This is a genomic window from Pedobacter cryotolerans (assembly GCF_005116475.1).
GTDB lineage: Bacteria > Bacteroidota > Bacteroidia > Sphingobacteriales > Sphingobacteriaceae > Pedobacter > Pedobacter cryotolerans.
Map to the genome: position 1 here is coordinate 550,275 of NZ_SWBO01000001.1, position 22,280 is coordinate 572,554.

Below are 22,280 nucleotides of genomic sequence, written 5' to 3' on the forward strand. Positions count from 1 at the left end.
GTAATAATCTAGGGTTCAATTATTCCTTAACATTAAATAACACCCTGGTCTGCGACCACCCTCCGACGTGTCGGAGGGAATTGCGACCTCCCTTACCCTCCTTTGGAGGGGTGCCTGAAAGGCGGGGTGGTTAAACCCGTAATAAACTGCTTATGTGAAGCCCAATTACAGATTAATTATAGAACTCAGGTCATAACATTAAATTTAGGCTCTTTCTGTAGAGTTACGTTGCCCTAATCCCAAAGCTATCGGATTTATTTCAGGGTCTGTTATGCAAGACAGCCCTCAGTGAGAGAATTGCTACCTTCCATTCCCCTCCTTTGGAGGGGTGCCTGAAAGGCGGGGTGGTTATAATCCTTAATAGACTTTTTAAATAGCATCTAAGCTCACTTTATTCATCAAACTCAACTTTTTAATTTAAATAGTGCTATGCAACAAAACTGTTATGAAAAATTTATTGTAACTTGTTGTCGTTTCAATTAAAAAATTTAATTATAAGTATGATAAATGGTGTGGCAAACTATAGGATTATTGTTTTATACCTATATCTTTGATCAAAAACGCCATCGTGTGTAAAGTAGAAAATAGTACTGATTTTAGGAAAATATGGCAATCTCTAACTACACAAACTTATCTAAAAACCATGCACTGCTTGCCAAGCTGTTTATGAATAGCTTAGAGGGAATGATGCTGGTTGATCAAAAAATGCAGGTCATTTTCCTTAATTCATCTGCAACAGCGCTTATTGGCTATATACTTAGCAACCAACATTTCAACTTACTATCTATATGTGCCAAAGAATCTGCACAGCAACTCCAATCTACATTAGATGAAGTATATGCAGCACCTGCTCAGGCAAAAAAAGTAAAACTCCAAATTTTACATTTATCTGGACATGAAGTTAGCATAGATTGTACCTTAATTAATTTATTGCAAGATGAAGATGTGCAAGCAATTACCGTCCATTTTGCAGCGGCTAAAGCAGTTGAAGCGGTTAAAACACTTGCCGAAGATCAGCTCTATAAAATGGTATGGTTTGAATCGGTAGTTACCAATATTAAGGATGCGGTAGTGATTACTGAAGTTAGCTACAACCCACCGAGCTCTAAAATCATTTATGTAAATGCTGCTTTTACCGCAATGACTGGCTATACACTTAGCGAAGTTATAGGTAAATCGCCCAGGTTTTTGCAAGGGCCTAATACAGCACAATCAGAAATTGACCGGCTTAGTGAGTGTATGAGTAGATGGGAGTCTTGCGAGATTACGATTGTGAATTACAAAAAAAATGGCGAAGAGTTTTGGGTTGATCTTTCCATTTCGCCAATGGCAGATCATCAAGGAAATTATACCCATTGGATTGCAATTGAAAGAGATGTAACAGCACAAAAAGAATTGGAGAATTTATTGCAGAGTGCCACTCACCTTGCTGGTATTGGCGGCTGGGATTATGATTATGTTCATGACAAAATTAGCTGTTCTACCGTAACCAGACAAATTTTTGAATTTAATGAAGAAGATGAAATACCAACAATAGCAAATTTATCGAACTTTTTTAAGGATAAGGATGCACTAAATGATTGTTACCAGAACCTTCAAAAAACAATGCATGATGGTGAGCCTTTCGATTTTGAATTAGAAATTTTAACCACCAAAAATAATGTTCGTTGGGTTAGGGTAATTGGTAAGGCTGAGTTTAACGGATCAGCTTGTACGCGGATAAGGGGCAGCTTTCAGGATATTGATGCCAGAAAAAGATCTGAACTACTCGCCTTGGCTACCATGCGTGAAAAAATAGAAATATTAGAAAGCATTGGCGATGCCTTTTTTGCACTAGATGTAAATTGGAATGTAACGTATTGGAACGGAAGAGCCGAACTTTTACTGCATAAAACTAGAGCAGAAATACTGGGGCAAAATCTTTGGGATGTATATGCAGATACCATTGAGACAGATTTTTATGAAAAATACCATTGGGCAGTAAATAACCAGCAAGAGGTACATTTTGAGGCTTTTTATGAGGCCTTACAAACATGGTATGAGATCAGTGCTTATCCTTCTGCCAATGGGCTCTCGGTATATTTCAAAGATATTACGCAGCGGAAAATAAATGAGAAGGAAATTATCGATTCAGAAAAACGTTACAGTGACCTCTTTCAGCTTAGTCCAATTCCGAAATGGGTATTTGATATGGATACCTTTAAATTTTTAGCGGTAAATAGAGCTGCAGTAAAACATTACGGTTACAGTTTAAAAGAATTTTTAAAGATGTCGATTTTTGATATCCGGCCGGAAGAGGAGTTTGATCGAACTAAAAATTTAATTCATAAACAAAATAGGGGTAATCGATTTACCTCAAAAGGGTTATTTACCCATAAAAAAAAGAATGGAGAACTGATACGAGTAGAGATAAGAAGCACCACGATACTATTTAAAGGCAGACCAGCAAAAATTGTGATTGCTGATGATGTGACCGAACAAGAAAAATACGTACTGGCCATTGAGAAACAAAATCAAAAGCTAAAAGAAGTGTCTTGGATACAATCTCACATTTTTAGGGCGCCCTTGGCACGAATACAGGGCTTGGTTTCTATTGTAGAAAGTTCAGCAAATCAAGCCGAACAAAAGTGGGTGTTAGAAAAGATATCTTCAAGCGCTGATGAATTAGATGGGATCATCAAAGAAATAACCGCTAAAACAAAAATAGATAAATAATAACTTATAAGATAAGATGAGCTCATTTAGCTTGCGCTTTGTTAACGTTTTAATCTAAATTGCTAAAAGGCCTAACTACGCATCAACTATACTTCATCTATACTTGATCTATGCTTCATCTATGCTTGATCTATACTTCAATTTTGCCTCGAAGTTTTAAAGGTTTCAGAACTCCTTAATACAAGACAATGTATGTATGTCCCCGATCCTCGTAAAGGATGCAAATTTAAAAAGCCTGAACGATCGAAATAATATAAATATATTTGTAGCTTTTAAAGCTTTAATGACTAGTAAAAAACAAATTGCAATTATAGGTTTAGGTTACGTAGGTTTACCTCTGGCTATAGAATTTGCAAAAAAATATAAAGTAATTGGTTTTGATATCAACAAAAACCGAATAAAAGAGCTTAGAGAGCAAATCGATCAAACATTAGAAGCAGATTTAGAAGCTTTAGCAAGTGTTTTAACTACTCACAGCTTAAGTACAGGCTTAACTCTTTCGGCGCAGTTAGCCGATTTATCAGCTTGTACTGTTTTTATCATCACCGTTCCTACACCCATTGATCAGCATAAAATGCCTGATTTAAAACCATTGTTACTAGCTTCTGAAATGGTTGGTGGGTTGCTCAAAAAAGGCGATTTAGTCATTTATGAATCAACTGTTTATCCGGGTTGTACCGAAGAAGATTGTGTGCCTATTTTAGAAAAACATTCGGGTTTAAGCTATAATCAAGATTTTTACTGTGGTTATTCGCCTGAGCGAATCAATCCTGGGGATAAAGTAAATACCCTTACTACAATAAAAAAGGTTACCGCTGGTTCTACTCCTGCAATTGCACAAACTGTAGATGAACTCTATGCAAGCATTATCACTGCAGGTACCCATTTGGCACCAAGCATTAAAGTTGCCGAGGCATCAAAAGCTATTGAAAATGCGCAGAGAGATGTAAACATTTCTTTTGTAAATGAATTGGCCCTGATTTTTGATCGAATGGGAATTGACACTTCCGATGTTTTGGCAGCTGCTGCCACAAAATGGAATTTTTTACCCTATAAACCCGGCTTAGTAGGTGGGCACTGTATTGGGGTTGATCCTTATTATTTGGCTTATAAATCTGAAACTTTAGGTTACCAACCAGAAGTGATTTTATCTGGCAGGCGTGTAAACGATAATATGGGGAAATTTGTGGCCGAAAAGGTAATTAAAATGTTAATTGCCAAAGACATCATGATTAAAGGGGCGAAGGTTTTGATCTTGGGTTTTGCTTTTAAGGAAAATTGTCCAGATACGAGGAATACTAAGGTAATAGATATTTACCATGAGCTTAAATCTTATTCGATGGGAGTTGATGTATTTGATCCATGGGCTGATCCAAAAAAAGTGTTTAAAGAATACCAATTTCAATTGAGGGATGAACTCGAGGATCATTATGATGCAATTGTACTTGCGGTTGCTCACCAACAGTTTTTAACCATTGATTTTAAGACGTATAAAGATAAAGGCGCAATAATTTTTGATACAAAATCCTTTATAGATAGGGATTTAGTGGATGCAAGGTTGTAAGGAGAAGATAAGTCCTTAATTTATCCGTGATTGCCAGGGAAGCGCAGCGACGCGGCAATCTAGCTAGCAGTTCATTTATAACTTTTTATTCTTTGTTGTAAGTGTAGGTATTTCTAATAGGCCTCACCCTGTGAAAGCAATTTTGGTATGTTAATGCATTGCCTCCCTCTCCAAAAGAGAGGGACTGAAGGGTTGTGCTTTTAACCCATTTGCTTTAGGTTTTGCGGCAACTAGGAGGATAGAGGGAATTTACACCACAGCTACCGCATTAAGATCCCCACATGCGTGAGGATGACGCGAAATAAGAAGGTTTCGTCATTGCGAGGGAAGCGCAGCGACGCGGCAATCTATCTAGCAAGAGGATTTCGTGATGCCTACTTTTTATTCTTTGTTGTAAGTGTAAATATTTCTAATAGGCCTCACCCTGTGAAAGCAATTGTGGTATGTTAATGCATTGCCTCCCTCTCCAAATGAGAGGGACTGAAGGGTTGTGCTTTTAACCCATTTGCTTAGGTTTGCGTCAACTAAGAGGATAAAGGGAATTTACACCACAGCTACCGCATTAAGATCCCGATTGTATCGGGATGACGCGGAATAAGAGGGTTTCGTCATTGCCAGCTTTCCGAAGTAAATTCGGAACACGCGACTGGCAATCGGATGCTATGAGTGGGCGGTTGAAATCGCTGACCTAACTACCGCATTAAGATCTCCATCTGCTTGGGGATGACGCGAAATAAGAAGGTTTCTTCATTGCGAGGGAAGCGCAGCGACGCGGCAATCTATTTAGCAAGAGGATTTCATGATGCCCCACTTCATAATCAAAATCCGTCATGCTCAGCTTTCCGAAGTAAATTTGGGATAAGTTTTCTTGCCCTGGTAATGGAGTAAGATGATAGAGGAAATATACAGAGTAGCTACCGCATTAAGATCCCCACTTGCATGAGGATGACGCGGAAGAAAAAAGAGTTCGTCATGCTCAGCTTCGCGAAGTAAATTCGAGACAGGTTTTTCTGGGCATCGTAATGCACTAGGAGGATAGAGGGAATATGCATAATAGCTACCGCATTAAGATCCCCACCTGCGTGAGGATGACGCGGATTATAGGTTTGACTGCTATTTGTAATTTTAATATCACAAACCCAAATCTCCCTGCTTAGGCTCTTCATCAGTATTTAAAGGTTTCAATAAATCAATCCCTTTATTGGGTTTTTTCTTGGTAGAAACAGCATTGATATCACGGTTGAGTTTAGTAGCTACCATCAAAGAATCGGGATAGGGAACACACATGGCCAAGAGCTCATCGATGCTCTTATTTTTATCTAACCATTTCAGTTCTTGATTACGGGGCAGAATCACCGGCATTCTTTTTTTTGTATGTACCCTGCCAACAGTTTCGTTGGAGGTAGTGGTCATTATTCCATAAGTTCTGTAAGGTTCATTTGTCTCAGGATCCATCCATTGGCTCCACAGCCCTGCAAAGCAGAATGTTTTTTCTTTTCGACCGAGCAAGGTAAAATGATAGGGGTCTTTGCCATCCGCTTCTTCTTTCCATTCGATAAAACCATCGCTGATGATTAGGCAGGTTTTGCGGTTTACCAATAATGGGCGGTAGGTTTTTTTATCCATTACTTCTTCCGAACGGATGTTCCAAGTATCATAGGTAAGTTTGTTAGACAGCGCATTGTGCGGTACAATGCCAAAGTGCATATGTTGTATGCGGTCTGGTTCATCTGAAGTGATGATCAAGCCTTTGTCTGTAATTGCAATATTTGGATCTGGTTGATAACCCTCCAACCCCTTTAAAGGATGTGCTTTTAAAATTTCCTTGTCTTCTGCTGTTAAGGTATACCTTGCGCACATATTATCATTTTGTTTTTATAATATCGTTCCAATTGGTGGTGTATTCAGGACTTAAAAACTCCCTTCTCAATGTCCATCTTTGTTTCTGGCCTTCAGTAGCCATTCTTAAAGTGCCAGCTCCAAAATGAGCGTTTAAGTTATCCATTATTTTGCTCAATTTATCATGTGCTGCACCTTTATATTCACTAAACATATTTAATTGCACTTCTGTTTCGGGAATTAAGCCTGTAGCCATTACCTCTACTTTTTGAAAAAGATAACCTCTTACGTAAATTTTCCTTAGACCTTCCAACGCTGTCTTTACCAAATCATGCGTGTTGTTTACAGGATGAAGCAGGGCCAAGGTTATAGATGGAAAAGTTTGCCGATGGTTAGGGTTAAAACGGTTGGTTTGCAGCTTTACAGTAATGGCTGTAGCGCAACATTGCTCACGCCGCAGCTTAAGCGCCAATCTGCTCATGTAACTTGCTGTTGCTTCTCTCAACTCAGTATAATCTCCAGTTAATTTACCAAATGCCCTGCTGGTACACATCGCCTTTTTGCGGTCTAATGTTAATTCCAATGGTATACAGCTTTCACCCCAAAGTTCTCGCCAGAGGCGCACCCCAACAATGGTCATGTGGGTTTGTACCCAATCAATCGGCAGGTTTCGCAGCTGCTCGGCTGTTTCAATTCCCATGGCAATCAGTTTGTGTGCATACTGCCGCCCGATGCCCCATAAATCTTCAACAGGGTATGTAGTGAGGATTTGTTTAATTTTATCATCGGTATCCAATACCATTACACCATTTTTTTTTTTAGCTGTTTTGTTAGCTACTTTTGCTAATACCTTAGTTGGTGCGATGCCAAGACTAATTGGGATACCCGTATTTTTTATTACTGTATTGCGCACCAAATGTCCGTAAGCTTCCAAATTGCTATAACCTTGCAAACCCAAAAAACATTCATCAATGCTGTAAACTTCTACTTCTGGCGTAAAGCGAGCTAAGTTGGTCATTACCCTTGCGCTCATATCGCCATATAAAGTATAATGACTAGAAAATACCGCTATTTGATGCTGCGCAATCAGGTCTTTGATCTGGTAAAATACAGCACCCATTTTTACGCCCAGCGCCTTGGCCTCATTACTGCGGGCAATTACACAACCATCGTTGTTGCTCAATACCACAATGGGCATCCCATTGAGCTGCGGTTGGAATAGCCTTTCACAACTGGCGTAAAAATTATTGCAATCTGCCAAGCCAAACATGGTCTAATTGCTATGCGGTAAACAAGTCCAGGTCACTGCACCAAATATAGTGATCTGGCGGCCAGTAATATTTAAGCAGGCTTCAAAATTATCATTAATGCATAAGAATTGGCTGTTGCCCCGAATGCAAAGTTTTCTCGTAAGCCATTCCTCATCCACGCAACAAACAACCAACATTCCGCTTTTTACATTTACACTTTTGTCTACCACAATGATACTTCCTTTCCTGATTCCGAAATAACGCATCTGGTCATCATCGGCTTCAAAATAGAAGGTGTTAATAGGATCGTTTACTAATCTCTGGGCAATGTGTAGGCGCTTTTGTGCGTAATCTTCCGCCGGACTAACAAAACCCGAAACCTTACCTGGGTTGGCCAAGGTATCTACAAATTCATTTCTTGGGATTTCAATTTCACGTATCATAGCTAACAAAATTAGTTAGCAATATTACTAAAAATATTAGTAAAATGTTTAAGCTAAATTAGTCACAAAATGTGAGTAACTTATGGTCGATATACTGCTAAAGAACTAGTACTTAAGGGCTAGTATGTGAATATACTTGTTAAAGTAATTGAAATTAGGCAAATAAAAAATTATTTTTACTAATATAAGATTAACTAACTCACTGATATTTCATGGCAAAGCAATCTATCCCCCAAAAAAGTACTAAAAATTTTGTTGAACATTATAGAGCATTATTGCAACAAAAAAAGTCTTTTCTTAATCAAAACAAATATTACGCAATATTTATAGTTTTTGTATTGCCATGCTTAGGTTTTTGTATTATTCATCCAGATGTATTGATGAGTGTTTGGAGCAAGTTTAAGTCTAATGAATTTGAGACCTTAAGCTTGTCAAAGAAAAACATTTTAAATAAAGATCTGAATACCATTTTCTCTACAAGTAATCTATATTACAGGCCACAGAGTGGTGATGTAATGGGAGAGGAAGAAGCCATAGATTATATCAAAATGAGTAATGATGAGATTGATATTAATATATCTCCCTTGACAAATCCATGTGGAACTAAATATATTATTCAAAATGTTAACTATGGTTCTGGTGTAGAAGTTCATCAAGTTTTACCAGTGCAAACATATCAACCTTCAGATCCAGCGAAATATCTAAACCAAAACGAGTTGACAAACCTAACTTTTGAAGAAAATGTAAATGATAAATGTTTTATAAAAGCCGATGACGGTGAGGGGGTGGAAACTTTTAAAGTAGACAATCCTACTCTTGTAGTAAAGATAAATAATAATTCTGGACGGAATATGCTCATTCATGATATAAGTGTAGTTGTTAAAAAAAGCAGAAAAAATTTGTACCCAAATTTGGTGTTTGGACTGGGTACTGCATTAAAACTGCCGATTTTTAATGAAGGTTTTGGCATTGCTAGAAATATCAAGATGACATTTAATCTGCAAAGTATTGATGAGCCCCTAAATTTTAAAGGTCCATTTAAACACATGCTCAAAATTGCTGAAGTTAAACCAACAGATGACGACTCCCATTTCTATGGAAACAGCGTTGAGCAGACAATGAGACCATTCTTTAGGAAGGAGTTGGATATAGATAGATTAGAAAAATACGTTTATGATCTTGATAGTTTAGACAAATATTACAAAATGGGAGTTTTTGGTAAGTTTAAAAGAGGCGAAGGAAGAGTGGTAGGTTTAATGTCATTCGAAGGGCAATTGCCAGATGGTACTTGGAAACGAGAAACCGTTAAATTCAATTTTATTACACTTTTATATCAATTGGAAGTTGGCGGTGATTATGCATCTGACTATCAGACAGTGCACAACATCAAAATTAGGCCAACAGAAAAGGAATATAATTTAACTACAACAGTTGATGCTAGTATAGCGCCAAATTCAGCTGGAAAATTAAACCTTTCTTTTTTTAGTGGCGTAGCAGCATACCATTTATTTGATATTAAAATTAACTATAACAATAAGGAAAGTATAGTTATTAAGAATGTTTTTTTAAATGAGGGGCGTGCTCACAGCGAGGAAACTTTAACTAAGAGTTACAACAAAGTGGCTAAACTTTCAAAAACAAAATAAAAAAATAGACTTCAATTTTTGCCATTCTAAGGGGCATTCTTAGCTCTTTGCGTTTCCAATTATTTTCATCTTTGGATGCAGTCTACCTTGCTTGAACCTACAACAAATGATGCCAATCAGTGATATTTATTTTTGCTTCATTCATAAATTAATGCAAGCATGCCGTTTTGTAAAGGTTTTTCAAGTGGGCTTTAAAATCCTTTGATGAACATCCGCAATGTCATGCAGAATTTTGTAAGAATGATGTTTAACATAACGTATAAATATTTGATGCATATAAATTTGACCCACAGACAAATCCTTTACTTTTTTCAGAATAAAAGATTATATTTATTTATAGTTAATAAAACTAAGTTAGCTAGTAATGAAGCCGATACCATATAATGTAAAAACTATAAACTATGGAGCCATTTGAAATAGAATTAACAGGTGTTTTATTTACCGTACAACCCCAAGAAAATGGGAACTTTAAAATTTTTGATGGCGCAAATTATTTAGGAGAGATTGAACCAATCATAAATGATGATACTTCGGTAAAATGGGTAACGGCAGATTTAATGGGTGCCGATTTTGCAAACCAATTGGGTGAACTCATTGAAGAAAAAGAAATGTAATCAATAATTAAAATGATCGGAAATGATATTGTTGATTTGGCCAAGGCTGCTAAAGACAGCAATTGGAAAAGAAAAGGTTATTTGAAAAAGGTGTTTACCTTGGGTGAACAAGAATTGATTTTTTCTTCAAAAGACCTTAATGTAATAGTTTGGCAATTCTGGAGTATGAAGGAGGCAGCTTATAAAGCGATAGGTAGAAATACCAATTTGTTGTTTAATCCATTATTGTTTAATTGTGCGTTAAATGGGGAGGTTGATTACATGGAAGAAAGATTTTATTCAAAAACGGTTATGGATAGTACTAACCTGCATACGGTTGCCGCAAACAGCCAACAGTACCTTGATAAGATTTGCACCCATTTATTGCCTAATACAACTGATTACCTTTCGGCTTTTAATTTAAAGCATTGTGATTTGGAATTAAAAAAAGATAAGAATGGCCTCCCTTTACTTTTGACTAAACAAGACGGATTAAAACATTTAGCTTCAGTTAGCCATCATGGGCATTACCTGGCAGTTGCTTACTTGAACTGCTCATGAAAAAACGAGCAACTCTTTAAAATGCAATGATATACATGTGTTGTAGCTTTACTCAAATTAGGGGAAGCTACTATATCCCTTGGTCAGATTTCTTCTAGGGGATTCCAAAATAATTTTTTAAAATCTTTTACCTGATCGTTGATGATTATGATGCCTTCGCTTTCCAACAGCACTTGCATTTGGTTTGGGTTATCGAAATGGTGTTTGCCTGTAAGTAGGCCAATATGGTTAACGACCCTATGGGCTGGCACATCTAATCGTGGATCGTGAGCATGCATCATTGCGGTGCCAACCATTCTTGAAGAACGTGCTGCGCCTAGTGCCTTGGCAATAGCACCATAGGTAGTAACTCTACCTTTTGGGATCAATTTTGTAATCTGGTGGACCTGTTCATAGAATGAAGGCTGCATAATGCAAATATACCTCAAGAAAAGGTTAATACCTAAACAAGCTAAAGGAGCGTTTTATATTATTAACAACTTAATGTACTGCACGTATTATGGGTCTTTTTTGATGATGTGCTTATAGCCAGCAAGCCTCCTGATCCCTGTAAATTTGTACATATTACCAACTGCTATCTTTGGGTTTAAATCTTTTTTCCAAACATGGATAATGGTCTCACCAATATACACCCATGTTAAGTTTTCACCCCTGTAGTTAGAATTTGTTATTTTGGTGATCATACCTGTAATTGATTTCTTTTTGTTGCCATACGTAAAATATTGATAAACTTTATATTTCTTTTGGGCATTGAGGTTGTTTGCAATGCTACAAAATAGCAAAGCACAAAGTAAGATGTTGTAAATGGTTTTTCATTTAGGTAATACAACCTATGAGAATATGATGCCGATTGATGTATTGGCTCTTAAACCTAGTTTTAGCTTATTTGATGTGGAATTGTGCAATAGAATTTAGTGGGATTGTGGAGGAATTTACTCGTTGATGCCTAGTGATAAATCATAGAGGATATGCTAAAATTGCGCCATGAAAATTGATGAATTAGAGCAATGGTTTAAAAATGTAGAATTACCAACTGCACCCTTATATTTAAATCCTGCCACCAAAATTAACGATGTGGAATTATTTTTGGAAAGTCATTTCTCGCCGTTACGTAACGAACAAATCACCACGATTAGCCAGCCATTGTTAGATCGTTTGTTGGCTTTCAAATTATTGGTTGAATCAAACTTGTAGTTAACCTCATATTTAATTGTTAAATTTAGCTATGAAAAAACTTTACTCATTAGCACTTCTACAATTGATTTGCATAGCAGCTAAAAGCCAAAGCAAAATTGAAATTGTAGCGGTTGATAAATACATTGGCGAAACTGTAACGATTTGCGATTCTGTGTACACCACCAGAGCGCTTGGTGGCTTAACGCTCATTAATATGGGCGCTGCTTTTCCTAAACAATTATTAACCGTTGTAATTTATAAAGCAGACTTAGCGAAATTTAATGAACCGGAAAAAACCTATTTAAACAAAAAGGTTTGTGTTACGGGTAAATTGGTTTTGTACAATGATAAACCTCAAATTGTTTTGAATGAAGTTAAGCAAATTAATGTTGATAAATAACACTATATAAAACTTTAGAAAGGGTTTGTAAGGGGATTGCAAAGCCCCTTGATAGAGAGTACGAAATGCCTTTTAGAACATCTCAAACAGCCTAATTATTAAGACAAAGCAACCTTTATTAAATGATAAATCAATCTGGTGAATAAATTTACCCATTTTACAGCGGGTATAATACAGGCTATACCAAACAGCATAGACAAATACTAATTAATAAAAGTTAGGTTTGTTTTTACAAGCAACAAGATTGCATTAGCGAACTTTAATCAAAGCCAAAAAATTATTTATGCATTCACTAATTCTTGCGGTAGTAAATCTCGGACAATTTGTTTTATATCATTGTTTTTTGATAAATATTTAAGTACAAAGTCAGTGTATTCAGGCTTTGAGAAGTTTCGCTCTACAATACGTTTTAGCCCTTTGTTATTATAAATTGAGATAGCTGCATTATAATCATTACGCTTGATAATATCTTCAATGTAAGTTAAACGTTCTTCGAACCATCGTTTAATTTCAATTTTGGTGTTAAAATCTATGAAATTCACTTCAATACTTTCTAAAGAATTTGCTTTACTTACATGAGATTCATTAAAGAAATTATTTATCTTACAACTAACGAATCTTGATGCTTGTAATATTTTTTCTTTTTCAAGTTCCTTTAGTACTTCATCCATGATATGTAAGACTTTGCTTTCCTTAAAGAAAATAGGTGCCAGTTGTAAGAGAAGTTTTTCATGAAGGAACAGGTTTTCAACCTCAGCTAACTTAAGACTAAAGATGTTATCTAGCTTAAGTTTCTCAAGCCTAGTAAAACAATGATGGTCTGCGTCAATAATACCGTAAGCTTTTGTATTAACATTAGGGATCGTATTATAAGCTTTTGTGAAATTAATTACATTTAAGCAACTCTCAACTGGCATAATTGTAAAGTTGGGCAATAGTGTCTGATATATGTTTTGGTCTATGCTATTTTTTGTTCCCTCGCAAAAAAGAATAGGTATTCTGCTCCCCAAAAGTTCTAGCATTAGCTTTTCTGGTATTAGGTTCTCTGGGATTCTTTTTATATCCCATAGGTTTGGGTATACAAATGACTTCAGCCAAACTTTTGCTGCCGTATTTCTGGTTACTGCGAAGTCTAAGTCGTGAGTTAGATAGATAAAAGTGCAATCTTGCCTATATATTTCTAAAATATTCCAAATTTTAGAAATAATTGTTTTATGCAAGTACATTTCTGGTTCATCAATTATAATGAACCCATTTTTGGGTGCTTGGATTACCTGTGATATTAAATAAAGAGCAGATTTTTCACCCTCACTTAGTTTTAAAGGATCATAAGATTCTTCCTGATCATAGACTTTTAATTTTATGCCATCAACCAATCTTAATGAACGATGATCAAAAATTTCATTCCATATTTGTAATGTTATTTCAAGTTCTGATAAAACACGACTTTCTGATGCATCATTAAGTCTGTTAACAGCATAATTGCAATGTTTAGCCACGAGGTTTCCTAATACAAAACCAAATTCTTCTTTTATTTCTAAAAAGTCGTCAATATCTTTGAATGTCCTAGACTTTTTATTCATGTCTGTCCATCGTTTATCACTTTTTTCTGGACTTGGTATATTATCAATTTCAGGAATAAATAACACACGTTGCGCAGATATTACTAAGCCATTGTTGTTCAGACTGCTTCTTAGATTATCTGCAAGAGAGGTTTTTCCGCTTCCATTTGCGCCAACTGCTACGACGTTATTGTTGAAATAACCAAATTGTTCGTAGAAAGAAATATTGAACTCAAGCTGCTTTAATCTAGAAATGATAACTTCATATTGCTCAATGAATTGATCGATAAATATTCTTTTTTCTTCATTGTTGAGATTTTCAAGGGGTTTTTGGATTATAGGTAAAGATTCAAGAAAAATATGATATGAGGAAATAATTGTTTGCATAAAATTATACTCTTCACTATTTTTTGCACGTATAAGGTGTAAGTCCATAATAACCTTACGCCAATTATCTATTGCTTCAAATTCAATATTTTCTGGCTTTAATTCTAGACATATATGATAAATATCGGAGATGAGTTTAGATGCTAATTTAAGTTCCATAAAAAGGCGCTCATCAGAATTGATTTTGAATTTTATTAACCTTTTCCGGTTTTATAGAGATGAGCGTAAGTAAATATAGTTATCTTTTTTATAAGCACAAATGCCACACATTAATTTAAAACATCAAATTGAATATACATAACTATTAGATGTGAAATATGTACGCTGATATCGCAATTTTTAAATCATTAATATGGTTCTGTTTTTTTTAGCAAAGATTCTATTTCTAAAAACTTGTGATAAATATTGCCATAGTGTTCCATAGTCCCTGGATCTAAGGCTTTAGTATCGTGTTCAAAAGAAGGTATTTGTAAAGAAATTTTACTAAATGCTATTTCAGCCTCATTATTTGCATGAAAAAATATCTCTCTCACCTCATTTTCAGGAACCATGCTTTTTTCTTTAATATAATTATTTATAAATACTAAAGCAGCATATAAACGTACATGGGCAGGCGGATTTTTTTTCTCGGATAAATTATCAATATCCCAATCAAAATTTCCGAAGATTCTAAATGAACAACTTATAGCAAAACAGGTTAAAAAGATAGCATTTTGATTGTTAGTGTAGCAAATTGTTAATTCACCTAATTTACCCTTGTTCTCTAACAAATGCGTTAAGTGAGAGAACAAGCCATAAATTGCAAAGGCATCAGCATCTATTTCAAAGCCCTGTAAAATAATATTTTCATCATTAGGATTAACTAATTTTACCGTCTCAGCATTTTTGAACATAAAATACTTTTCTTTAAAGGCTAGATGGCCTTTTGATATGTGTGCATATTCGTGTAATATGGTCATGCGTAAAAAACTAAAAAATAAGGTTTCAGCTAGGGCACGCCTTATATCACAACGTGGGAAAATAGGTTCTTCGGAATAGTCCATTATAGTTCTCAAATCTCCTGTTTTTGCATCATATATCTTTTCATCATATTGTTCTGCTTTTACATTACCGTAATGAGGGAGAATTTCTGGATGGGACAGCATTCGATAAAACAAACTAAAAATGCCCAATATTGCACCAATATTAACACCAATAAAAAATTTACCATTAATTAGGGTGCTTTTTGCACTAATAGTTGTATCCTTAATTACATTAAAAATAACAGGTATATCTCTATGAGTTTGCTGATTTAAAGACGTAATAACTGAGACACCAATTTCTAGGCAAGTTTCAATTAACTGCTTTGTATTTGTACCAGTGATATAGATACCCCCATATTTCGCAAAAACCTGATTAAATTCTGATTCCTCTGTTGTGAGGGGTACGTCCCAATGTGCCATATTTTTCAATTTAATGTCTTAATCTGATCACCTTTTAGCTTTTTGTAAAAGATGGACTGCAGTAATGGTAGCCTAGTAATATAAAAAACTCTATGCGAAGTGTTCATGCCAACGTTTATCTCAAACCCAATTCCAATTATATAAAATATTTGCCTAGGTGTATGGGCTGACCTCTGAGTTTTTAGTAAGGCGAATATATTAAAAAAACAGATGGTGATTAGTAATTATCACCAGTTTAAGGTAAATTCACTTTATACTTTGCTATATCATACCCATTGTTTAAAAACAAATTTTAAACAAGATTAAAATGAATAAACTAAAAAATGCGCTATCAGATTTGTTTTCTCTGCTAGTGCCAAAAGAAAACAACGGAATTTACTCTTGGGGTGAATTGGTTATTGGTATTGTACTAATTGGGATGCTTGCTTTTGCATTTACGCTTTTTGGTAATTAATGATTGGATTGTTTTGGGAAATTTGATACATTGCGTAAACATTTTGTAACAAAATGTATATGGGTTTCTTATACTACCGTTTTAGCTCTTTTCGTAAAGGTGGATAATTTGGTATTTTCACTTTGAAACTGAAAACTTCAATGGGTTGAATTTCTAATGCTCTGCAAACTTCGATTAACCCACTGATCGAAATATTATTTTTACCCCTAACTATTCGATAGACTTGGCTATAACTAAAATCAGTTCTATCTTGAATATCTTCTAAAGTGATTTTTTTAGCATTTGAGATTTCCCAAAGACGTTCTCTAATTAAACCTAAAGATTCTTTATCTATAAACTGTTCCGCCACTTTACAAAATGACTTTATTAAATATACTTTTATTATTCCAAATTTGGAATATTGTTGTTTGTTACTTACATTTGGTAAAAGGTGTTAATAAAGAGTCTTGACTGCAAATTCTGACAAGTGCAACTGGGAGGGACAATAGATTAATGCTCATGATGATATTTTGTGTACTTTCGTATACACTATAGCATTGTGGGCTCTATTGAATATCGATTCCCAAGGTCGTCAGAAACCTGCAGTCCGGTAAATAGAGCCCAGCTATAGTGTTCTAAATATCAGTTAAGACTCGTTTATCAAATAACGAGCAATGAAAAAACTAACCAAAAAAGTAAACCCAATTTTGAAAGCCCTTAACAAAGCGCTTAGGTTTACCGTGTTTTTTTCATCATTGCCATTTCCCTCAATCACTCCCAAACAATTGTTTGCCCTCATCATTAAATCACCAGTCTGAACAAAATATTGGGTGGTGCTAGCGTTTAGGTTGTTATTGGTTAATATATTCGAGCCTAGTTACCACCCATTCTTATTCTCTTCTTACATTTTGCGTCATGCTATTCCCTCTCCTTCGGGGAGAGTTTATCCCGAACTAGTTTCGGGAGTTGGCGTGGGGCTTTAAACCATCTAAATTTTATGAAAAAAACAACGATTTTATGCGTAATGGCATTGCTATGCCTAAAAAAGACTAAAGCTGGAACTTGCCAGCCGTGGCTGGGACTAAAGCTGAAAGCTTGTTTATTGCTGGCTACATCATTAGTGCTTTGTACTGGGCAGTTAAAGGCGCAAGAGATAAAGGCTTTTAAAATAGGAGAAAGACTTCCAGAAACCTTTTGGCAACAAGAACACAGCATCCTTAAAAATGGAAAAACAACTACATCAAATTTTAAGCAACTAAAAGGTAAGCCCTTCTTACTAGATTTTTGGGCAACCTGGTGCAGCGCCTGTTTAAAAGGCTTTCCGAAAATGCAGGATTTGCAAAATAGGTACAGCAAAAACCTAAATATACTGATGGTAAATACCTATGAAAAGGATACGCTGCCAGTTTTGGAGCAGTTTTACCAAAAACAGCAACAGGCCATCAAGAGCTTTTCGCTAAGCTTAGTAGCCAGTGATGCTGCATTGAAGAACATGTTTGCTGTTAAAAGCATACCCCATTACATCTGGGTAGGTGCAGATGGAAGAATTAAGGCCATTACCGATGCGGAGGCTGTGACCGAATTGCAAGTCAAACGGTTTATTGCAGGTTTATCGCTTAATCTTAAACTGAAGGAGAGATAGACCATGGCAAATATGCAATTTAACTATTTTGGCAAAATGCCAATCGTATTAACCTGTGCTCTTTTTGTACTGGGTTTATTATTTACTGCGCAAACATCTGCCCAAACCAAGTTTAGCATTAAGGGCAGGGTAACTGATCTAGACGGTAAACGTATCACGGTAAGCATTCGTTCTAGTGCTGGCATGGCGGTTCCAGATGCGGATGGTGCTTTTGAGATTAAGCTTCTCAAATTGTCTGATACGATCTGGTTTAGTGCGGTGGGCTACCAAAGGATATACCGTTTGGTAAAAAATGAAAATGAACTGCTGAACGTAAAAATGACAGAAGCCATTAAAGAACTGAACGAGGTGGTGGTAGAAACAGGATACCAGACTGCCAAACCCAATGAAATTAATGGAACAGTGGCGGTAATAGATGAAAAGATGCTCAATGAACGTTCAGGAACAAACATCCTTGATCGACTGATTGGACAAAGCAGCGGCCTATTACTCAACGTAGGCAAGAGCAATGGCAATCCACAAAACACCACTAACCTGTCTGTACGGGGTCTGGGTACCATTAATGGTCCCTTAGATCCATTAATCGTGTTGGATGGTTTTATCTATGAGGGCAATATCGCGAACATCAACCCAAATGATATCGAAAACGTGTCCATTTTAAAAGATGCAGCCGCTGCCTCCATCTGGGGGGCGAGGGCAGGCAATGGCGTTATCGTGCTTACGAGCAAAAAGGGCAAACTCAATCAGCCCCTACAGCTGTCGGTTAATGTAAACTATGTATGGCAAGAGCTGCCCAACATTGGTCTGCTTAACCAGATGGACAATAATGACTATATCAATGTAGAGCGACAATTGTTTGATGAAGGCTATTTCAACAACATCATCACCCAAACACCCTATGCGGCATTAACACCAGTGGTAGAGCTACTTTCGGCCTTAAAGAATGGCCAGATCAATCAAGCCACGGCCGATCGGCAGTTGGGACTGTTGGCACAGGGCAATACCCGCCAATCCTATCTTGATCATTTTTACACCAATGCCCTTACCCAACAGTACAGCATGAACGTCAGAGGAGGTGGTGCGAAAAATAGCTATCTTTTTTCGGCGGCTTATGACCGTGCAAAGGATGAAACCTACGGCATGAACAACAAGGTCAATTTCCACTTTGCCAATGATTTTAAGCTCATCCGAAACCTGGAGCTGAGTACCAATATTTACTATACAAATGCTGTTAACAAAAGTGGCAGACCAGCCTACAACACCCAAACGGTAGGTAACAGATATCCCGCTTACTTAAACTTTGCCGATCCGTCCGGGCTGGCAAGATCATACCGTAGCGCCTATACCGATACAGTTGCCAAAGGCAAGTTTTTGGATTGGAAATACTACCCAACAGAGGAGTATAAACACAGTTATAGTAAAACGCAAAATCAGGAATTTTTTGCCAATGTGGGGCTCAAATACCAGCTGATGGAGGGCTTGAACCTGCAACTGAGTTATCAGTACCAAAAACAGGACCTGAATACAGACAATGTATCTGATGAAGAAAGTTATGCAGCAAGAAATCTGGTGAATACCTATAGCCAGTACAATACCAGTACTGGGGTGGTCAAGTATATTGTGCCCAGGGGAGGTATAATGAAACAGAACTTTCAAACGGTAAGCTCCCAAACCGCTAGAGCTCAGTTTAACTTTAACAAGTTAATCGGGGTACACTCAGTAAATGCAATTTTGGGAGCAGAACAAAGAGGGGCAGATACCAGGGCAAGTGCCTTCAGTAGATACGGTTATGTTGCAGATCCACTAAATTATGGCCTGGTTGATGTTCTGAACAGTTATCCGCAGTACCTAACGGGCAACTTTGGCGAGCTTGGGGGCGATGGCGCATTGAGCAGTACCCGCTACCGTTTCGTTTCTTTTTACAGCAACCTAGCCTACACTTATAAGGGCAGATATATCCTGTCTGCAAGTGTCAGGCGTGATGGATCAAACATTTTTGGTGCCAATACCAACGATAAATGGAAACCACTCTGGTCTGCAGGTTTAGGCTGGAAAATTGCTGATGAACCTTTTTATGACATCCCCTGGTTGCCCGTGCTCCGCCTATCGGTAAATTATGGGCAGAGCGGAAATGTGGACATGAGCAGAACGGCCTTGCCAGTAGTTTCTTACGCTACGCAAGCAGTTACCCAATTACCATTTACCAGAATTAGAACCATTAACAACCCCGATCTGCGCTGGGAACAACTCTCGCAGGTCAATGTAAAGCTCGATTTTGAATTGGCAACCCAACGCCTAAACGGTTCATTCGCTTACTATATCAAACACGGAACAGACCTGTATGGCAACGCACCATTTGATTATACCAAATGGGGGAGTAGAAGTGAACTTGTTGTGAATGTGGCAGACATGAAGGGAAGGGGTTTCGATCTTGATCTGCATAGCAGAAATCTAAGTGGCAAAAATTGGAGTTGGAATACTGACTTGTATGTAAGCTATAACCTGAGCAAAACCCAAAAATACTACAACATTACAGGGGCAGGCCTATACGGTCTAATTTCGGGTGGCGATATGATCAGTCCAGTAGAGGGTTGGCCGTTGTATGCCATAGCTGCCTACAAATGGGGTGGGCTTGATGCAAATGGCAATCCCCAGGGTTATCTGAATGGCGAATTAAGTACAAACTATAATGCGATGGCTGCAGAAGCGGCAACCACTGGCGCTAATCTACAATACATGGGTAATGCCAGTCCGCTTTATTTTGGTTCGTTCATTAACACGGTTAAATGGAAAAACCTGAGCTTATCCATCAATGTCAATTACAAATTGGGCTATCAGGTACGTAAACCTGCCATTTCCTATGATCAGCTGATCAACTATGGCGTAGGGCACATAGACTTTGCAAACAGGTGGCAAAAAGCTGGGGATGAACTAAAGACTAATATTCCATCATTCAGCTATCCGAATATAGCAAACAGGGATGCCTTCTTTTATAATGCAGCCATCAATACCATGTCTGGTAGTCATTTAAGGCTCGATTATATCAAACTAAGCTATGGTTTGTCTACAGCGCAATGGAAGTTCCCCTTCAGAGAGCTGACCCTTTTCACAGCAGTACAGAACGCAGGCATCCTTTGGCGGTCCAATCCCTATGGTTACGATCCGGATTACGCAAGGGTTATTCCACCAACACGTCAATTCACATTTGGTTTAAGAGCTTCATTTTAAAAACATTTTTATGAAAAACAGCAAACAATTACTATTGATACTCGGCCTGTTTATGCTACCCTTTTTAGGCTGTAAAAAATACCTTGATCAAAAATCAAACGATAGTTTGGTAGTACCAAAATCGTTAACCGATATTCAGGGCATATTGGATGATGCAGCCATTATTAATCTACGGGTTACACCATCTTATAACGAACATTCTAGCGACGACTTTTTTATGCTGCCGGCAAGTTACGCTTCTTATAACCCGGCTTTCAAGCCGATCTATACCTGGCAGCCGACAGTTTATAATCATGGTAATGATTATGCCTTGGGCTATAATGCCATTTATAACACCAATCTAAGCTTAGATTTGTTAAAAGCTGTTGAGCGTAACGGTGTAAATGCTGCGCCTTGGGACAATATTAAAGGAAGTGCCTTGTTTATCAGGGCATACTATTTTTTAATGCTCACCTCACAATTTGGTTTGGCCTATGATGAGGCTTCCTCAGCACAGGATTTGGGAATTCCGTTGAGGCTGGATACCCAGTTTGACAAGCCCTCGGTAAGAGCAACTGTTGCAGCATGCTACCAACAGGTAATCGATGATTTAGAAACTTCAGTTGGCTTGCTGCCAGATTATCCCCAGCATTTAATGCGCCCATCAAAGGGAGCGGCGCTGGCACTGCTTGCCCGCTGTTACCTATACATGCATCAATATGAGCTGGCCTTAAAGTATGCGGAAGATGCCCTGTTACTGAATAACAAATTGATAAACTATAATGGCGATCCAGATTTGTTGGCCTTGACCAGTACGGTGCCCATCAAAAAATTCAACAAGGAAACGATATGGTATGCAGAAATGTCGGGCGGTTTTGGCGCAAATTCTACCACCAGAGCCAGGGTAGATACGGCACTGTATCTGAGTTATGCAAACAATGACTTAAGAAAAACGGCGTATTTCAGGGCGATAGCTCCCTATCAACAATTTAAGGGCAACTATACGGCAACAGCCAACATTTATTTTTCGGGTTTGGCTACCGATGAATTGTACATCACCAGGGCAGAGTGCAAAGCTTTCCTTAACGATGTGGAAGGAGGCATGGCCGATTTGAATCTGCTGCTGAAAACAAGATGGAGAAATACGGTGGCTTATGTGCCTCTAGTGGGTATGGATAGAATAGATGCGTTGAACAAGATCCGATCAGAACGCAGAAAAGAATTGTTGTACCGAGGTTTGCGGTGGGAGGACATCAAGCGTTACAACAAAGAAGGTGCGAACCTGATTTTAAAAAGGGTGATTGACGGGCAGACCTTTACGATTTTACCCAACAGCAGAAATTATGCACTCTCTTTGCCAGATGATGTGATTAGAGTTTCGGGGATGCCGCAAAACTAAAACATACAGCAGGGTATCATT

General features: G+C 37.4%; 20 protein-coding genes. 11 read left to right on the plus strand and 9 right to left on the minus strand.

The genetic code is table 11. The annotated features are described in order from the left end of the window. Positions 1-606: 606 nt before the first annotated feature. Together FA045_RS02505 and FA045_RS02510 are read left to right on the plus strand one after the other, a co-directional pair. Positions 607-2,715 carry a PAS domain S-box protein gene (locus FA045_RS02505; RefSeq protein ID WP_136874097.1) on the plus strand — a complete coding sequence of 703 codons (2,109 nt, stop codon included), beginning with the start codon at positions 607-609 and terminating at the stop codon, positions 2,713-2,715. Positions 2,716-2,998: 283 nt separating this feature from the next. Next, entirely contained in the window at positions 2,999-4,279 is a 1,281-nt protein-coding gene (locus tag FA045_RS02510) for a nucleotide sugar dehydrogenase (RefSeq protein WP_136874099.1), read from the plus strand. A gap of 1,131 nt (positions 4,280-5,410) precedes the next feature. Here the strand turns inward: FA045_RS02510 and FA045_RS02515 are convergent. The 3 genes from FA045_RS02515 to FA045_RS02525 are packed head-to-tail and all read right to left on the minus strand — an operon-like array spanning position 5,411 to position 7,811. Then, the gene (locus tag FA045_RS02515) at positions 5,411-6,139 is read right to left on the minus strand and encodes an SOS response-associated peptidase (RefSeq protein ID WP_136874101.1); all 729 of its coding nucleotides are present in this window, start codon (positions 6,137-6,139) and stop codon (positions 5,411-5,413) included. Between the two features lie 4 nt (positions 6,140-6,143). Then, positions 6,144-7,388, minus strand: coding sequence for a Y-family DNA polymerase (locus tag FA045_RS02520; protein ID WP_136874103.1), 1,245 nt, complete (start codon positions 7,386-7,388; stop codon positions 6,144-6,146). 3 nt (positions 7,389-7,391) lie between these two features. After that, positions 7,392-7,811, minus strand: coding sequence for a LexA family protein (locus tag FA045_RS02525; protein WP_136874105.1), 420 nt, complete (start codon positions 7,809-7,811; stop codon positions 7,392-7,394). Positions 7,812-8,023: 212 nt separating this feature from the next. Here FA045_RS02525 and FA045_RS02530 point away from each other — a divergent pair, with 212 nt between their 5' ends. From FA045_RS02530 to FA045_RS02540, 3 genes are all read left to right on the plus strand, one after another. Next, positions 8,024-9,457 (plus strand): hypothetical protein, encoded by a 1,434-nt coding sequence (locus tag FA045_RS02530; protein ID WP_136874107.1) that lies wholly within the window; start codon positions 8,024-8,026, stop codon positions 9,455-9,457. A gap of 401 nt (positions 9,458-9,858) precedes the next feature. Continuing rightward, positions 9,859-10,071, plus strand: coding sequence for a hypothetical protein (locus tag FA045_RS02535; RefSeq protein ID WP_136874109.1), 213 nt, complete (start codon positions 9,859-9,861; stop codon positions 10,069-10,071). 12 nt (positions 10,072-10,083) lie between these two features. Beyond that, positions 10,084-10,611: a 4'-phosphopantetheinyl transferase family protein gene (locus FA045_RS02540; protein ID WP_136874111.1), complete on the plus strand. Its 528-nt coding sequence runs from the start codon at positions 10,084-10,086 to the stop codon at positions 10,609-10,611. Between the two features lie 83 nt (positions 10,612-10,694). Here the strand turns inward: FA045_RS02540 and FA045_RS02545 are convergent, their stop codons facing one another. Together FA045_RS02545 and FA045_RS02550 are read right to left on the minus strand one after the other, a co-directional pair. Beyond that, positions 10,695-11,021 (minus strand): MGMT family protein, encoded by a 327-nt coding sequence (locus FA045_RS02545; RefSeq protein ID WP_136874113.1) that lies wholly within the window; start codon positions 11,019-11,021, stop codon positions 10,695-10,697. 87 nt (positions 11,022-11,108) lie between these two features. Continuing rightward, positions 11,109-11,294 carry a hypothetical protein gene (locus FA045_RS02550; RefSeq protein WP_136874115.1) on the minus strand — a complete coding sequence of 62 codons (186 nt, stop codon included), beginning with the start codon at positions 11,292-11,294 and terminating at the stop codon, positions 11,109-11,111. A gap of 301 nt (positions 11,295-11,595) precedes the next feature. Between FA045_RS02550 and FA045_RS02555 the strand changes: the two genes are divergently transcribed. Together FA045_RS02555 and FA045_RS02560 are read left to right on the plus strand one after the other, a co-directional pair. Further along, positions 11,596-11,805: a DUF6965 family protein gene (locus FA045_RS02555; RefSeq protein ID WP_136874117.1), complete on the plus strand. Its 210-nt coding sequence runs from the start codon at positions 11,596-11,598 to the stop codon at positions 11,803-11,805. 31 nt (positions 11,806-11,836) lie between these two features. Beyond that, complete coding sequence (locus tag FA045_RS02560) at positions 11,837-12,187, plus strand: asparagine--tRNA ligase (RefSeq protein WP_136874119.1); 351 nt, start codon at positions 11,837-11,839, stop codon at positions 12,185-12,187. Positions 12,188-12,468: 281 nt separating this feature from the next. Here the strand turns inward: FA045_RS02560 and FA045_RS02565 are convergent, their stop codons facing one another. Continuing rightward, positions 12,469-14,295, minus strand: a complete 1,827-nt coding sequence (locus FA045_RS02565) for an AAA family ATPase (RefSeq protein WP_136874121.1) — start codon at positions 14,293-14,295, stop codon at positions 12,469-12,471. A gap of 188 nt (positions 14,296-14,483) precedes the next feature. Further along, a complete protein-coding gene (locus tag FA045_RS02570) occupies positions 14,484-15,578 on the minus strand; it encodes a hypothetical protein (RefSeq protein WP_136874123.1) in 1,095 nt (364 codons plus the stop codon). Positions 15,579-15,885: 307 nt separating this feature from the next. Between FA045_RS02570 and FA045_RS18800 the strand changes: the two genes are divergently transcribed. Further along, positions 15,886-16,032 carry a hypothetical protein gene (locus FA045_RS18800; protein WP_169305005.1) on the plus strand — a complete coding sequence of 49 codons (147 nt, stop codon included), beginning with the start codon at positions 15,886-15,888 and terminating at the stop codon, positions 16,030-16,032. Positions 16,033-16,105: 73 nt separating this feature from the next. On the opposite strand, the gene FA045_RS02575 is transcribed toward FA045_RS18800, so the two are convergent. Continuing rightward, positions 16,106-16,381 carry a helix-turn-helix domain-containing protein gene (locus FA045_RS02575; RefSeq protein WP_136874125.1) on the minus strand — a complete coding sequence of 92 codons (276 nt, stop codon included), beginning with the start codon at positions 16,379-16,381 and terminating at the stop codon, positions 16,106-16,108. A 627-nt stretch (positions 16,382-17,008) separates the two neighbouring features. Here FA045_RS02575 and FA045_RS02580 point away from each other — a divergent pair. After that, on the plus strand, positions 17,009-17,653 hold the full coding sequence (locus FA045_RS02580; RefSeq protein WP_136874127.1) for a TlpA family protein disulfide reductase: 645 nt from the start codon (positions 17,009-17,011) through the stop codon (positions 17,651-17,653). Positions 17,654-17,676: 23 nt separating this feature from the next. Here the strand turns inward: FA045_RS02580 and FA045_RS19025 are convergent, their stop codons facing one another. After that, the gene (locus tag FA045_RS19025) at positions 17,677-17,883 is read right to left on the minus strand and encodes a hypothetical protein (protein WP_225871258.1); all 207 of its coding nucleotides are present in this window, start codon (positions 17,881-17,883) and stop codon (positions 17,677-17,679) included. Between FA045_RS19025 and FA045_RS02585 the strand changes: the two genes are divergently transcribed. Beyond that, positions 17,819-20,881 (plus strand): SusC/RagA family TonB-linked outer membrane protein, encoded by a 3,063-nt coding sequence (locus FA045_RS02585; RefSeq protein ID WP_262709601.1) that lies wholly within the window; start codon positions 17,819-17,821, stop codon positions 20,879-20,881. The two genes, FA045_RS19025 and FA045_RS02585, sit on opposite strands and share 65 nt — an antisense overlap. A gap of 10 nt (positions 20,882-20,891) precedes the next feature. After that, on the plus strand, positions 20,892-22,259 hold the full coding sequence (locus FA045_RS02590; RefSeq protein ID WP_136874131.1) for a RagB/SusD family nutrient uptake outer membrane protein: 1,368 nt from the start codon (positions 20,892-20,894) through the stop codon (positions 22,257-22,259). Positions 22,260-22,280: the final 21 nt, after the last annotated feature.

What these genes read in the sequence shown, in the direction of transcription:
- FA045_RS02560 (WP_136874119.1), top strand. Translation starts at nt 11,837, where the DNA reads ATGAAAAAACTTTACTCATTAGCACTTCTACAATTGATTTGCATAGCA.
- FA045_RS18800 (WP_169305005.1), top strand. Translation starts at nt 15,886, where the DNA reads ATGAATAAACTAAAAAATGCGCTATCAGATTTGTTTTCTCTGCTAGTG.
- FA045_RS02510 (WP_136874099.1), top strand. Translation starts at nt 2,999, where the DNA reads ATGACTAGTAAAAAACAAATTGCAATTATAGGTTTAGGTTACGTAGGT.
- FA045_RS02550 (WP_136874115.1), bottom strand. Translation starts at nt 11,294, where the DNA reads ATGATCACCAAAATAACAAATTCTAACTACAGGGGTGAAAACTTAACA.
- FA045_RS02515 (WP_136874101.1), bottom strand. Translation starts at nt 6,139, where the DNA reads ATGTGCGCAAGGTATACCTTAACAGCAGAAGACAAGGAAATTTTAAAA.
- FA045_RS02535 (WP_136874109.1), top strand. Translation starts at nt 9,859, where the DNA reads ATGGAGCCATTTGAAATAGAATTAACAGGTGTTTTATTTACCGTACAA.
- FA045_RS02580 (WP_136874127.1), top strand. Translation starts at nt 17,009, where the DNA reads ATGAAAAAAACAACGATTTTATGCGTAATGGCATTGCTATGCCTAAAA.
- FA045_RS02520 (WP_136874103.1), bottom strand. Translation starts at nt 7,388, where the DNA reads ATGTTTGGCTTGGCAGATTGCAATAATTTTTACGCCAGTTGTGAAAGG.
- FA045_RS02525 (WP_136874105.1), bottom strand. Translation starts at nt 7,811, where the DNA reads ATGATACGTGAAATTGAAATCCCAAGAAATGAATTTGTAGATACCTTG.
- FA045_RS02590 (WP_136874131.1), top strand. Translation starts at nt 20,892, where the DNA reads ATGAAAAACAGCAAACAATTACTATTGATACTCGGCCTGTTTATGCTA.
- FA045_RS02570 (WP_136874123.1), bottom strand. Translation starts at nt 15,578, where the DNA reads ATGGCACATTGGGACGTACCCCTCACAACAGAGGAATCAGAATTTAAT.
- FA045_RS02505 (WP_136874097.1), top strand. Translation starts at nt 607, where the DNA reads ATGGCAATCTCTAACTACACAAACTTATCTAAAAACCATGCACTGCTT.
- FA045_RS02565 (WP_136874121.1), bottom strand. Translation starts at nt 14,295, where the DNA reads ATGGAACTTAAATTAGCATCTAAACTCATCTCCGATATTTATCATATA.
- FA045_RS02545 (WP_136874113.1), bottom strand. Translation starts at nt 11,021, where the DNA reads ATGCAGCCTTCATTCTATGAACAGGTCCACCAGATTACAAAATTGATC.
- FA045_RS02530 (WP_136874107.1), top strand. Translation starts at nt 8,024, where the DNA reads ATGGCAAAGCAATCTATCCCCCAAAAAAGTACTAAAAATTTTGTTGAA.
- FA045_RS02555 (WP_136874117.1), top strand. Translation starts at nt 11,596, where the DNA reads ATGAAAATTGATGAATTAGAGCAATGGTTTAAAAATGTAGAATTACCA.
- FA045_RS02540 (WP_136874111.1), top strand. Translation starts at nt 10,084, where the DNA reads ATGATCGGAAATGATATTGTTGATTTGGCCAAGGCTGCTAAAGACAGC.